This window comes from Nitrobacter sp. (assembly GCF_051535235.1).
Classification (GTDB): domain Bacteria; phylum Pseudomonadota; class Alphaproteobacteria; order Rhizobiales; family Xanthobacteraceae; genus Nitrobacter.
The window spans coordinates 260,396-273,532 of record NZ_JBPPLZ010000004.1; the positions used below are offsets into that span (position 1 = coordinate 260,396).

Annotated in this window: 10 protein-coding genes; 7 read left to right on the plus strand and 3 right to left on the minus strand. The window is 60.7% G+C overall.

Translation table 11 applies throughout. The annotated features are described in order from the left end of the window. The first annotated feature begins 272 nt into the window (after positions 1-272). The 7 genes from ACS3WA_RS07610 (at position 273) to lpxB (ending at position 8,690) form a co-directional block, all read left to right on the plus strand. Positions 273-1,424, plus strand: a complete 1,152-nt coding sequence (locus ACS3WA_RS07610) for a M50 family metallopeptidase (protein ID WP_438277911.1) — start codon at positions 273-275, stop codon at positions 1,422-1,424. 285 nt (positions 1,425-1,709) lie between these two features. Continuing rightward, the gene (bamA, locus tag ACS3WA_RS07615) at positions 1,710-4,238 is read left to right on the plus strand and encodes an outer membrane protein assembly factor BamA (protein ID WP_438277912.1); all 2,529 of its coding nucleotides are present in this window, start codon (positions 1,710-1,712) and stop codon (positions 4,236-4,238) included. 32 nt (positions 4,239-4,270) lie between these two features. Further along, complete coding sequence (lpxD, locus tag ACS3WA_RS07620) at positions 4,271-5,356, plus strand: UDP-3-O-(3-hydroxymyristoyl)glucosamine N-acyltransferase (protein WP_438277913.1); 1,086 nt, start codon at positions 4,271-4,273, stop codon at positions 5,354-5,356. A gap of 3 nt (positions 5,357-5,359) precedes the next feature. Then, positions 5,360-5,815 carry a 3-hydroxyacyl-ACP dehydratase FabZ gene (gene fabZ / locus ACS3WA_RS07625; RefSeq protein ID WP_438277914.1) on the plus strand — a complete coding sequence of 152 codons (456 nt, stop codon included), beginning with the start codon at positions 5,360-5,362 and terminating at the stop codon, positions 5,813-5,815. Further along, a complete protein-coding gene (gene lpxA / locus ACS3WA_RS07630; protein WP_438277915.1) occupies positions 5,815-6,621 on the plus strand; it encodes an acyl-ACP--UDP-N-acetylglucosamine O-acyltransferase in 807 nt (268 codons plus the stop codon). The genes fabZ and lpxA overlap by 1 nt, the downstream gene beginning before the upstream one ends. A 36-nt stretch (positions 6,622-6,657) precedes the next feature. Then, positions 6,658-7,515, plus strand: a complete 858-nt coding sequence (locus ACS3WA_RS07635) for an LpxI family protein (RefSeq protein WP_438277916.1) — start codon at positions 6,658-6,660, stop codon at positions 7,513-7,515. Then, positions 7,515-8,690 carry a lipid-A-disaccharide synthase gene (gene lpxB, locus ACS3WA_RS07640; RefSeq protein WP_438277917.1) on the plus strand — a complete coding sequence of 392 codons (1,176 nt, stop codon included), beginning with the start codon at positions 7,515-7,517 and terminating at the stop codon, positions 8,688-8,690. Before ACS3WA_RS07635 ends, lpxB begins: the two co-directional genes overlap by 1 nt. Positions 8,691-8,782: 92 nt before the next feature. Here lpxB and ACS3WA_RS07645 read toward each other — a convergent pair whose 3' ends face one another. The 3 genes from ACS3WA_RS07645 to gltX all read right to left on the minus strand — a co-directional run bounded on the left by ACS3WA_RS07645 (position 8,783) and on the right by gltX (position 12,977). Beyond that, complete coding sequence (locus ACS3WA_RS07645) at positions 8,783-10,006, minus strand: amidohydrolase family protein (RefSeq protein ID WP_438277918.1); 1,224 nt, start codon at positions 10,004-10,006, stop codon at positions 8,783-8,785. Positions 10,007-10,102: 96 nt separating this feature from the next. Further along, positions 10,103-11,404 (minus strand): citrate synthase, encoded by a 1,302-nt coding sequence (gltA, locus tag ACS3WA_RS07650; protein WP_438277919.1) that lies wholly within the window; start codon positions 11,402-11,404, stop codon positions 10,103-10,105. A 148-nt stretch (positions 11,405-11,552) separates the two neighbouring features. Continuing rightward, complete coding sequence (gltX, locus tag ACS3WA_RS07655; RefSeq protein ID WP_438277920.1) at positions 11,553-12,977, minus strand: glutamate--tRNA ligase; 1,425 nt, start codon at positions 12,975-12,977, stop codon at positions 11,553-11,555. Between the last annotated feature and the right edge of the window lie 160 nt (positions 12,978-13,137).

Sequence of the window (13,137 nt, forward strand, 5' to 3'; positions counted from 1 at the left end):
ATGTCAAATTCAAAACTTCACTGGTAACTTATATTTGCTAGTGTTCCTTCGAGTCCAATCTTCGCGGGAATGCTCGCTAAAGCCGGATGCGGATGGTAGAAATCAAACGACGACGCGTCTCCGGCCTGACCCGAGCAGGGTACGGGACAACGCTGCGTGTGGAGAGAGCGCGTCAATCAAACCTTAGAGGTTCGCTTCTGATTCCGTCAGAAGCCGAAAGGCTCTAGGGCGTTCGGGACCAGGGCCTCCGGGCGCTGGACGAGGGAAACGGAATGGCAGAGTTTTTTCTTAATAGTTTCCATACATTAAGCACAGGTGTCATAGGCTACGTCGTTCCGTTCCTGTTTGTTCTCACGATCGTCGTTTTCTTTCACGAACTGGGCCACTTTCTGGTTGCGCGCTGGGCCGGCGTGAAAATCCTCACGTTCTCGATAGGCTTTGGCCCCGAACTGGCGGGCTTCAACGACAGGCACGGGACGCGCTGGAAGGTCTCGGCCATCCCGCTCGGGGGCTATGTCAAGTTTTTGGGCGATGATTCCGAAGCAAGCACGCCGTCCAGCGCGACCCTTGCATCCATGACCGCGGAGGAGCGCGCCGGCAGCTTCCACCACAAGAATGTTGGCCGGCGTGCCGCAATCGTTGCTGCCGGCCCTATCGCCAACTTCATCCTCGCGATCTTCATTTTCGCAGGCCTGTTCACCTTTTTGGGCAAGCCCAGCACGACGCCGCGCGTCGACGGAGTGCTGGCCGGCAGCGCAGCCGAAGCCGCCGGCTTCAAGCTCGGCGACATCGTGACCGCGATCAACGGCAGCACGATCGACAGCTTTTCGGATATGCAGCGCATCGTCGGAACCAGTGCCGGCGAGACGCTGACATTCACGGTGAAGCGCGGCGATGCGGTCATCGATCTGCGGGGAACTCCGGAACTGAGGGAAATCAAGGACCGGTTCGGTAACGAACACCGGATCGGCGTGCTCGGGATTTCGCGCGCGACTTCGCCCGGCGACGTCACCACCGAAAGGGTCAACCCGGCGGAGGGGCTATGGCTGGGAGTGAAGGAGACCTGGTTCGTGGTCGACCGCACGCTGGCTTATATCGGCGGAATATTCACCGGACGCGAGGCTGCCGATCAGGTGGGCGGCCCGCTTCGCATCGCGCAGATATCCGGGCAGGTCGCCACGATTGGCCTCGGCCCGCTGATCCATCTTGCCGCCATTCTTTCCGTGTCCATCGGATTGCTGAACCTGTTTCCGGTTCCCTTGCTGGATGGCGGGCATCTTTTGTTCTATGCGGTGGAAGCTGCGCGAGGCCGCCCGATGTCCGAGCGTGCCCAGGAAATGGGCTTCCGAATCGGTCTCGGCCTGGTGCTGATGTTGATGGTCTTCGCGACCTACAATGACATACTGCATCTGGCCGGCTCGTGAGTCGCGCGCCGGGAGCGGGGGAAGAGGAAAAGCCCTAGCGGTTTTCGTTTCGCGTCCCGCTTCTCAAATATGGGAATCGATCACGTTCGTGATTTTGTATCGATTCGATCCACAATCATCGCGATCCGGGCGTGACTATTGGGCAACGTCTTGGAGTTAAATTGGAATTGCACTGCGAAAGGCCGTTTGCCGCTACCGAAAAATTGGCTACAAGCAGCGCGAATGGGAATCTGCCGCACCCGCGGGGAACGGGTCGGCATCAGAATTGATAAGGGCGCATTGCGCATGAATGTTGGAATGCGAGTGTTACGGGGGACACTGCTCGCCGCCCTGGTAGTCGCGACCGTGCCGGTTGCCGCTGTCGTGGCTGTCCCGCTCGTGTCGTCGCCCGCTGCGGCCCAGACCCTTTCGTCGATTTCGGTCGAGGGAAACCGTCGGGTCGAACTGGAGACGATCCGTTCGTATTTCAAGCCGGATGCCAGCGGGCGTCTTGACCAGGCGAGCATCGATGACGGGTTGAAGGCGCTGATCGAAACCGGTCTGTTCCAGGATGTCAGGATCAACCGGGTCGGGGGCAGGCTGGTGGTCTCGGTCGTGGAAAATCCGGTCATCAACCGGGTCGCGTTCGAGGGCAACAAGAAGGTCAAGGACGATCAACTGACGGCGGAAATCCAGTCCAAGCCGCGCGGCACGTTTTCCCGGCCGATGGTCCAGTCCGACGTTCAGCGAATCGTCGAAATCTATCGCCATTCCGGCCGCTATGATGTGCGCGTCACTCCCGAAATCGTCGAGCAGCCGAACAACCGCGTCGATCTGATCTTTACGATTAACGAGGGCGGCAAGACCGGTATCAAGTCGATCGAATTCATCGGCAATCATGCTTTTTCGTCGTATCGCCTGAAGGACGTGATCAAGACGCACGAGTCGAACTTCCTGAGCTTTCTCGGCGGAGGCGACGTTTATGATCCCGACCGCGTCGAGGCCGATCGCGACCTGCTGCGCCGCTATTATCTTAAGCACGGCTTTGCCGACGTTCAGATCGTTGCGGCGCTGACCGAATACGACCCTGCGCGCCACGGGTTCCTCGTCACCTTCAAGATCGACGAGGGCCAGCAATACCGCGTCGGGTCGGTGACGTTCGAGTCGTCGATTCCGTCGCTCGATGGAAATTCGCTGCGCAGCTTTTCGCGGGTCAACGTCGGAGCGCTCTATAACGCCGAAGCGCTTGAGAAGTCCGTCGAGGAGATGCAGGTCGAAGCGTCGCGTCGCGGATTTGCATTCGCGGTGGTGCGCCCCCGAGGTGATCGCAACTTCGACGCCCATACCGTCTCGATCGTATTCGCGATCGACGAAGGTCCGAGAACCTACATCGAGCGCATCAACATCCGGGGCAATACGCGGACCCGGGACTATGTGATCCGCCGCGAGTTCGATATCTCGGAAGGCGATGCCTACAATCGATCCCTGGTGGATCGTGCCGAGCGCCGCCTGAAGAACCTCGATTTCTTCAAGACGGTCAAGATCACGACCGAGCCTGGATCGTCCAGCGATCGCGTGATCCTCGATGTCGACGTCGAAGACAAGTCGACCGGCGACTTCTCGGTTTCGGGCGGCTACTCGACCACCCAGGGCGCGCTCGCGGAGGTCAGTGTCTCCGAACGCAATCTGCTTGGCCGCGGCCTGTTCGCAAAAGCCTCGGTCCAGTACGGCCAGTACGCGCGAGGATACTCGCTGTCGTTCGTCGAGCCGTACCTGCTGGACTATCGTGTCGCGCTCGGGCTCGATCTCTATCAGCGCGAGCAGCTCGCCAACCAGTACATTTCCTATAACGTCAAGACGCTTGGATTCAGCCCAAGGCTGGGTTTCGGCCTGCGTGAAGATCTGACGCTGCAACTGCGTTATTCGATCTACCAGCAGGAAATCGGGCTGCCGGATGTTCTGCGGAATTGTAACAACAACATCGGCGACCCGAATTACAACCCGTCGCCGGCCTTTATGAACCTCAACGGGACATGGGATGGTTCGAGCCTTGGTTGCTACTCCGATGGCGAGGCTTCTCTGCCTATTCGCCAGGAGTTGGAGCGCGGTCGCACGCTGACCTCGATGCTCGGCTACACGCTGACCTACAATACCCTCGACAACAACAAGAACCCGACCGAGGGTCTGCTGATCGACTTCAGACAGGACTTCGCCGGCGTCGGCGGCGACGTCAAATACCTGAAGACCGCGATCGATGCGAAGTACTACCAGCCGCTGGTTTCGGACATCGTCGGTCTGGTCCATCTGCAGGGCGGTATTCTGAACAACATCGGCAACTATGCCGGGCAGAACGGAATTCGCATGCTGGATAATTTCCAGATGGGTCCCAATCTGGTTCGCGGCTTCGCGCCGAATGGTATCGGCCCCCGCGATATCAATTATCTGAGCACGATGGACGCTTTGGGCGGCACAAAGTACTGGGGAGCCTCGGTTGAACTGCAGATGCCGTTCTGGTTCCTTCCCAAGGAAGTCGGGTTGAAGGGCGCGGTTTATGCGGATGCCGGTTCGCTCTGGGATTACAAGGGGCCGACCTCTTACGCGCTGACCAATGAATTCAACGCGCCGGGCTGCGTGCCAAGTACGTCGCGCACTGATCCCGGCACTTGCGCCGGTCTGCAATATGACGACACCAACGTGATCCGGACCTCAGCAGGTGTCGGCCTGATCTGGCAATCTCCGTTCGGCCCGCTTCGCTTCGACTACGCGGTGCCGATCACGAAGGGCAAGTACGACCGGGTGCAGGAGTTCAGGTTTGGCGGCGGCACGACATTCTGAAGGTGATCACGGCGCGCACCGCGACGGATGGAATGGCACAACCGGCGTTCTTTAAGCCGCCGCCGTCGTTGACGCTGGCGGAGATCGCGGCGTCGACGGGAGCGCAGTTGATCGACGCCTCCCGGGGTGCCCAGCGGATTGCCGGCCTCGCCTCGCTTGACCAGGCCGGGCCGGCGCATCTCACGTTCTTCGACAATCACAAGTATGCCGCGCAACTGGCGGTAACGAAGGCGGGTGCCTGTCTCGTCAATTCCCGATTCGAGGCCGACGTTCCGACCCACGTGGCTGTCCTGCGCTCGGCGTCGCCGTTTCGTGCGTTCGTGAAGATCGCGCGCGAATTTCACGCCGATACGCTGCGGCCCCAGTCGTGGTTCGACAACGAGGCGATCGCCGCCTCCGCCGTCATTCACCCGTCCGCGCATCTTGAAGATGCAGTCGTTGTCGACCCGTTGGCGGTGATCGGCCCCGGAGCAGAAATCGGAACCGGTTCGGTGATCGGTTCAGGTGCGGTGATCGGCCCCGGTGTGCGGATCGGTCGGAATTGCAACGTCGGCGCCGGTACGACAATCCAGGCCGCTCTCATCGGCAACAATGTGCTGATCCATCCCGGCTGTCACATCGGGCAGGATGGCTACGGGTTCATTTTCTTCAGTTCCGAGGGGCATGTCAAAGTCCCGCAGACCGGGCGTGTGTTGATCCAGAACGACGTCGAGATCGGCGCCGGCACGACCATCGATCGCGGAAGCCTGCGCGACACCGTCATCGGGGAAGGGACGAAAATCGACAATCAGGTCCAGATCGGCCACAATGTGACAATCGGTCGGCGCTGCCTGCTGGCGGCCCAGATCGGCCTGGCGGGCAGCCTGACCATCGGCGATAACGTCGCGCTAGGCGCCAAATGCGGGATCAATAACCATCTCCACATCGGCGATGGCGCGCAGGTCACCGCCATGAGCGCGGTCAAGGACGATATTCCTCCGAACGGCCGCTGGGGCGGTTATTTCGCAAAACCGACCAAGCAGTGGTTCCGCGAGATCATTGCGGTGGAACGTCTGGTGCGCGATGGTGCGCCGAACGCGGGATCGGCCACGTCCGATCCGAAGGATCGAGGTGCATGAGTAATGGAGTCGCCGATCAAGTTCGAGGAGGTGGACATTGCCACCATCCTCAAAACCCTCCCTCATCGTTATCCATTCCTGCTGATTGACCGTGTCATCAACATTCGCGCCGACTACAGCGGTATCGGCGTGAAGAACGTCACGATCAATGAGCCTGCATTCCAGGGCCACTTCCCGGAACGGCCGGTCTATCCGGGTGTGCTGATGATCGAGGGGATGGCGCAGACGGCTGGTGTCATCGGCATCACGTCGGTAGAGGGCACCGAAAAACCCCGCGCGGTTTACTTTCTGACGATCGACAAGTGCAAGTTCCGCAAGCCCGTCATGCCTGGCGATATCGTCGAATATCACATGCGCAGCATTGGGCGGCGCAAAACGATGTGGTGGTTTCACGGCGACGCGAAAGTGGACGGCATCACCGTCGCCGAAGCCGACGTCGGCGCGATGCTGACCGACTGATGGGCAAGATCGATCCTACCGCACGAATTGAAGATGGTGCCGTGATAGGGGAGGGGACCGAGATCGGGCCCTTCTGCGCGGTCGGTCCTCATGTCGTTCTCGGCTCGAACTGCCGTCTGCTTTCGCATGTGTCCATCGCGGGACACACGACCATCGGAGCGAACTGCACGATTTATCCGTTCGCGGCGCTCGGCGGGCCGCCGCAAGACCTCGGCTATCGCAACGAGCCGACGCGCCTTGAGATCGGCGAGGACTGCACGATCCGCGAGAGCGTAACGATGAACGTCGGCACCCCCAAGGATGTCGGCGTGACCCGCGTCGGCGCGCGCGGGTTCTTCATGAGTTACAGTCATGTCGGCCACGACTGCCAGATCGGCAATGACGTGATCTTCGCCAACTCGGCGACATTGGGCGGCCACTGCAGGATCGGAGATTTCGTCTATATCGGCGGGCTCTCGGCGGTGCACCAGTTCGCGCGGATCGGCAGGCAGGCCATGATCGGCGGCCTCACCGGCATTCGCGGCGATGTCATTCCTTATGGCTTCGTCAACGGCCAGCATGGGCACCTTGAAGGTCTCAACGTCGTCGGCATGAGGCGGCGCAAGTTCACTCGCGAGCGTCTCGCCAGGGTCAGATCCTTCTATCAGGACCTGTTCTACGGACCGGGTCTGTTTGCGGACCGCCTCAAGGGCGTTCAGTCCCGAGCGTCGGACGATCCCGCGATCGCGGAAATCCTGACCTTTATTGGCGAGGACAAGCACCGTCCTCTATGCTTGCCGCAGGATGGTGCAACCAGGTCCGCATAGCGGAAGCCGTCGGACGAGCCATAAACTGATCGAGCCATGATTGATCGCGTTCCGGATGTCTCCTCGCCGATCGGCTTGATTGCCGGCGGCGGAGTGCTGCCGTTCGCGGTTGCGGATTCACTTTTGACGCAAGGCATCGAACCGGTTTTCTTCGCATTGAAGGGTATTTGCGATCCGGAGAAAGTGTCGCGGTTCCGGCATCACTGGATCGCGGTCGGCCAGATCGGCAACGCCGAACGTCTGCTGCGCGCGGAAAACTGCCGCGATCTGGTTTTCATCGGAACGCTGGTTCGTCCTGCGCTTTCCGAAATACGCATGGACTGGGGCACCGTTCGCGTGCTGGCTCATGTTCTGGCGGCGTTCCGCGGCGGCGACGATCATTTGCTGTCGGGGATCGGTCGCATCCTCGAGCGTGACGGTTTTCGAATGGTCGGCATCAAGGATATCGCGCCGGATTTGCTGATGCCTGCGGGATGCCTCACCGGAAAAACGCCGGATCAATCGGCGCTGGCCGATATCGCGAAAGGTCAGGAGGTGCTGCGCGCGTTGAGTCCCTTTGATATCGGGCAGGCCGTCGTGGTGATCGATGGTCATGTGGTCGGCGTCGAAGGCATCGAGGGAACGGACGCGCTGCTGGCTCGCATTGCCCAGCTTCGCGCGGAAGGCCGCATCCGTGGCAAAACCGCACGCGGCGTTCTGGTGAAAATGCCGAAGGCAGGGCAGGATCTGCGCTACGATTTGCCGACGCTGGGTCCGCGCACCGTCGAGAATGCGGCCGCTGCCGGACTCGCGGGCGTCGCCGTCGTCGCCGGCGATACGCTCGTCGCCGAACCGCAGGCGCTGGTCGGCGCGGCCGATGCGGCCGGCGTGTTTGTTGTCGGGCTGTCCGCGTAATGCCTGACCAGACAGCCGCAAATAATTCCCGAAGGATATTTCTGATCGCGACGGAGGAATCCGGCGATCGCCTCGGCTCCAGCCTGATGAAAGCGTTGCGGCAGCGGCTCGGTGACTCCGTGCGGTTCGAGGGCGTCGGCGGTCAGACGATGACGCGCGAGGGCCTGACGTCGCTGTTTCCGATTGAAGAACTCTCGATCATGGGATTCGCTGCAGTGCTCAAACAGCTTCCCATGATCCTGCGCCGCATTCGCGAAACCGCCGATGCCGTGATCGCAGCCGCGCCCGACATGCTCGTGATCATCGACAGTCCCGACTTCACCCATCGCGTCGCGCGTCGCGTGCGTGCGCGCAATGCGGTCTTGCCGATCGTGGACTACGTCTCGCCTTCGGTATGGGCGTGGCGGCCGGGCCGCGCGCGGGCGATGCGCAGTTACGTCGATCACGTGCTGGCGCTGCTGCCGTTCGAGCCCGATGAATATCGCAGGCTCGGAGGTCCGCCATGCACCTATGTCGGGCATCCGCTGATCGAACAGGTCGGACTGCTGCGGCCGGGCGCTCAGGAACGCGAGCGACGCGATGCGGCGCCTCCGGTGCTTCTTGTATTGCCCGGAAGCCGGCGCAGCGAAATCCGCCATCACATGTCCGTCTTCGGAGAGACTCTCCGGATTTTGCAGCAGAGCATTCCCGACGTCGATGTGATTTTGCCGACGATGCCGCATCTCGTTGATGAGATAACAAAAGCCGTCGCGGGCTGGCCGCTTCAGTCTCAAATCGTGGTCGGCGAGGATGACAAGCGCGCCGCTTTCCGCATCGCTCGCGCCGCGCTTGCCAAATCAGGCACGGTCACGCTGGAACTGGCGCTTGCCGGCGTCCCGATGATCGCCGCCTACAAGGCAGGCGCGGTGGAGGCCTGGATCGCGCAGCGCGTGATCCGCGTCTCCTCGGTCATTCTTGCAAATCTCGTGATCGGTGAAAACGTCATCTCCGAATTTCTTCAGAAGGATTGCGTGCCGGAGAGGCTTGCCGCGGGGTTGCGTGAGGTTTTGGGTGAGACACCACTGCGGCATCGTCAGCTCGATGCTTTCGCCAGGCTCGATGCGATCATGGCGACAGATAGTCAACCGCCGAGTTCGCGAGCCGCTGACGTGGCGCTGGCGATGCTACGGCGGTAGAGTCCGTCACTTTTCCACGGAAACGGTGAAAGATTCTAGCTTCCCGATCGACGCGTTTTCATGCGAACCGGATTCCACTTTGCTCGAAAACGCTATGGGTTCAATGGTCCTCGCTGCAATATGCCGTCACGTACGATGCATTTGCCATTGCGGTATACCGTCCGTGGTTTCGGCACCGCGACCACTGCTTCAGGAATGTGTGCGGCCTTCACGACCACGAAATTGGCGGGTGCGCCGATTTCAAGGCCGTAATCTGTAACGCCTAGCGCCCTGGCGCCGTTGGCCGTTACGATGTCGAACGCTGCTTCCAGCTCATCGTCGGTGAGCAAACCGGAACGGTATCCGATCATCGTGGCGCGCCCGAGCATGTCGCCGTCCCCATAGGGCCACCAGCTATCCCGGATGTTGTCGCTGCCGGAGAACACCGTAACACCGGCCTCGCGCAGCGCCAGCACCGGCGGGAAGGCGCGGGCGCCGGGTGCGTTGGTCATGATCGCGACGCCGGCTTCGGCGAGAATGTCGGCGGCGCGTCGGACGGTGTCGGCGGGAATATCGCCGAGACTGTAGGCATGGCTGATCGCGACCTTGCCCTGCATGCCGAGAGCGCGGGTGCGCGCAGCGATTTCCTCGATCGAGAAAACGCCCATCATGTCGGGTTCATGAAGATGAAAATCGACGGGTACGCCGCGCTTTTCGGCGATCCTGAATACGACGTCGAGATGGCCCTTCACATCACGGTCGAACGACGCGGGATCGAGACCGCCGATCACGTCCGCGCCGTGATCGAACGCCGCGTCGAGCAGTTCCATCGTTCCCGGACAGGTTAGAATTCCGCTCTGCGGGAAGGCGACGAGCTGGATATTGATGAAATCGCGATATTGCTCTCGCACGGCTGCGATCGTATCGAGCGATTTCAGGCCGACGCTGGCGTCGACCATGACATGGCTGCGCATTTCAGCGGAGCCGTTGGTGATGCACAATTCGAGCTGGTTGCGCGCACGCTGCTCCATCGGCGCAGCGACGGCCATGTTGCGATGCTGAATAGCCACGCGCTCGCGCACGTCGAAACCGGCCGTGCAGGGTACGTGCGGCTGCCAGGCATCTCCATAAAAACTGGTATCGAGATGAATGTGACCTTCCACGAAACCGGGCAGTGCCAGCGCACCCCCGAGATCGATCACGTTCGTTGCCGGCGACGCCTCCGCGCCAGCGCCGATTGCCGTGATGCGGCCATCGAAAACAGCGATCGCAGACGGGGTGCCGTCACCCAGCCGGAGGTTGCGAAACAAGATATCTGGCGTCGGTCTCTGGGACATAACCGGCCCCTCTTGTTGCAATAGTCTTGCGCGCCGCAGGCGAAAAGCCGGATTCAGACCTCATCGCTGTTTCGCATAACTCGTTCCTGCCGCTCGCTACTTGCGATCGGCCATGTCGATGTAATCGCGGCGCGTGGCGCCGGTATAGAGCTGGCGTGGGCGCCCGATTTTCTGGTGCGGGTCCTCGATCATTTCACTCCACTGGCTGATCCAGCCGACGGTTCGTGCGACGGCGAACAAAACCGTGAACATCGACGTCGGGAAACCCATCGCCTTCAGCGTGATGCCGGAATAGAAATCGACGTTCGGATAGAGCTTGCGATCGATGAAATACTGGTCGTTCAGAGCGATCTTCTCGAGCTCGATGGCCACCTTGAGCAAAGGATCGTCGCCGTGACCGGTCTCGTTGAGAACCGCGTGGCACATCTTCTGCATGATCTTCGCGCGCGGATCGTAATTCTTGTAGACGCGATGGCCAAAGCCCATCAGGCGCACGTCGCTGTTCTTGTCTTTCACCCGTTTGATGAAATCGGGAATCTTGTCCACAGTTCCGATGTCGGCCAGCATGGCGAGTGCCGCTTCGTTGGCGCCGCCGTGCGCTGGTCCCCACAGGCAGGCGATGCCGGCGGCGATACACGCGAACGGATTTGCGCCTGACGAACCCGCGATACGCACCGTCGATGTCGAGGCGTTCTGCTCATGGTCGGCATGCAAGATGAAGATCTTGTCGAGTGCATCCGCCAGAACGGGATTGATCGTGTAGTCCTCGCAAGGCACGGCGAAGCACATGTAGAGGAAGTTCCCGGCAAAACTCAGCGAGTTTTTCGGATACATGAACGGCTGGCCGATATTGTACTTGTAGGCCATCGCAGCGAGTGTCGGAATCTTCGCGATCATGCGCATCGATGCGATCACGCGCTGTTGCGGATCGTTGATGTCTGTCGAGTCGTGATAGAACGCGGCGAGCGCACCGACCGCGGCTACCATCACCGCCATCGGGTGAGCGTCGCGGCGGAAGCTCTGGAAGAAGCGCGCCATCTGCTCGTGCACCATGGTATGGTGGGTGACGCGCCTGCTGAAATCCTTCTTCTGCGCCGCGGTCGGCAATTCGCCGTAAAGCAGAAGATAGCAGGTCTCGAGGAAATCGCCTTTTTCAGCGAGTTGCTCGATCGGATAGCCGCGGTATTCAAGGACGCCTGCATCGCCATCGATATAGGTGATCTTGGATTGGCAACTGGCGGTGGACGTAAATCCCGGATCGTAAGTGAACAGACCTGCCTGCGCGTAAAGCTTGGCAATGTCGATGACATCAGGTCCAATCGTGCCGCTCAGAACGGGAAGCTCGTAGGTCTTGTCATCGACCTTCAGAGTTGCGGTTTTTGTGCTTGTTGCGTTCATCGCGAAGCCCCCCCGATGAGATCGTTGCGGGCCGCCTAGTTCTCTCGACGAGACAGTGAGACTAGTCGGTCATTCCAAAAGCGCCGCGCAATGGGTATCGTATTGCACTGTGCACCGCAAGATCGCGGAAACAGCGGATGATTCGGCATTACGGAGAGCTTTGATCGCCGAGCCGAGCCAGGCAGGTCTCCCTTCCGAGCACAGCCAGCACGTCGAAGATGCCGGGAGATGTCGTTCGTCCTGTCAAGGCTATGCGAAGCGGTTGCGCGATGGCGCCCAGCTTGAGGTTGTTCTGTTCGGCAAAACGCCGCATCGCGGCTTCGGTGGTTTCCGCGCTCCACGACGTCACCGCCTCCAGTGTGGCGCGAAGCTTGCCGATCAGCGTGCGGGTCTCCGGTGTCAGCAGCGCCACGGCTTTTGCGTCCAGCGTCAACGGACGGTCAGCGAAGATAAAGCCGGCGCTGTCGATCAGTTCGATGAGAGTTTTGGCTCGTTCCTTGAGGCCGGGCATCGCGCGCAGCAATTGATCGCGCGTGACATCGTTGAGTTTCGGTTTGATGTCGGCTCCCTGGGGAACGTAATCGAGCGTTTCTTCGAACAGGGTGACGAGAACGCGATCGTCGCAATTGCGAATATAGTGGCCGTTGAGATTTTCAAGTTTGGCAAAATCGAAACGCGCCGCAGAACGCCCGATCGCGGAGAGGTCGAACGCGTCGATCATCTCCTGCGTGGAGAAAATCTCCTGATCGCCATGGCTCCAGCCGAGTCTGACCAGGTAGTTGCGCAGCGCCGCCGGCAGGTAGCCCATGGCGCGATAGGCATCCACGCCCAGCGCACCATGACGCTTGGAGAGCTTCGATCCGTCAGGACCGTGGATGAGGGGAATATGGGCCATCACCGGGAGAGCCCATCCAAGCGTGTCGTAGATCTGCTTCTGGCGGGCAGCGTTGATAAGGTGATCGTCGCCGCGAATGACGTGCGTCACTCCCATGTCGTGATCGTCGACCACGACCGCGAGCATGTAGGTCGGAGTGCCGTCGCCCCGCAGCAGCACGAGATCGTCGAGGTTCTCGTTCTGCCAGGCGACACGTCCTTGAACCTGGTCTTCGATCACGGTTTCGCCGGTCAAAGGCGCCTTCAGGCGAATGGTCGGCTTGATCTTTGGCGGAGCTTCCGATGGATCGCGGTCACGCCAGCGGCCGTCGTAAAGCTTGGCGCGACCCTCGGCGCGCGCCTTCTCCCGCATCTCGGTCAGTTCCTCCGGCGTCGCATAGCATCGGTAGGCCTTGCCCGCGGCGAGCAGTTGCTCGGCGATATCGCGATGCCGTGCGGCACGGGAAAACTGGTACACGACATCGTCGTCCCACGCGATACCCAGCCATTTGAGTCCGTCGAGAATAGCCTCGATCGCAGCCGTGGTGGAGCGCGCGCGATCGGTGTCCTCGATCCGCAGCAGCATCTTGCCGCCGTGCTTGCGCGCATAGAGCCAGTTGAACAGCGCGGTTCGGGCGCCTCCGATATGAAGAAAGCCGGTCGGCGACGGAGCGAAGCGGGTAACGACGGGTGCGGTCATTTTCACGGATCTGAGGCTTGGGGAGACAGTATCGGCGGCCTTTATCACACCCGGGAATCGCATGAAAGGCTGCGAGCAGATACGGGCGCGCCGGTCCCGCAAAACTGCCTGCATCTCGGCCCTTGGCGGGCGCTTGCGGATTTGGCACATAAGCGCAGCT

Bases quoted from the DNA above. Each gene is read 5' to 3' on its own strand.
- ACS3WA_RS07610 (WP_438277911.1), top strand. From the start codon at position 273: ATGGCAGAGTTTTTTCTTAATAGTTTCCATACATTAAGCACAGGTGTC.
- bamA (WP_438277912.1), top strand. From the start codon at position 1,710: ATGAATGTTGGAATGCGAGTGTTACGGGGGACACTGCTCGCCGCCCTG.
- lpxD (WP_438277913.1), top strand. From the start codon at position 4,271: ATGGCACAACCGGCGTTCTTTAAGCCGCCGCCGTCGTTGACGCTGGCG.
- fabZ (WP_438277914.1), top strand. From the start codon at position 5,360: ATGGAGTCGCCGATCAAGTTCGAGGAGGTGGACATTGCCACCATCCTC.
- lpxA (WP_438277915.1), top strand. From the start codon at position 5,815: ATGGGCAAGATCGATCCTACCGCACGAATTGAAGATGGTGCCGTGATA.
- ACS3WA_RS07635 (WP_438277916.1), top strand. From the start codon at position 6,658: ATGATTGATCGCGTTCCGGATGTCTCCTCGCCGATCGGCTTGATTGCC.
- lpxB (WP_438277917.1), top strand. From the start codon at position 7,515: ATGCCTGACCAGACAGCCGCAAATAATTCCCGAAGGATATTTCTGATC.
- ACS3WA_RS07645 (WP_438277918.1), bottom strand. From the start codon at position 10,006: ATGTCCCAGAGACCGACGCCAGATATCTTGTTTCGCAACCTCCGGCTG.
- gltA (WP_438277919.1), bottom strand. From the start codon at position 11,404: ATGAACGCAACAAGCACAAAAACCGCAACTCTGAAGGTCGATGACAAG.
- gltX (WP_438277920.1), bottom strand. From the start codon at position 12,977: ATGACCGCACCCGTCGTTACCCGCTTCGCTCCGTCGCCGACCGGCTTT.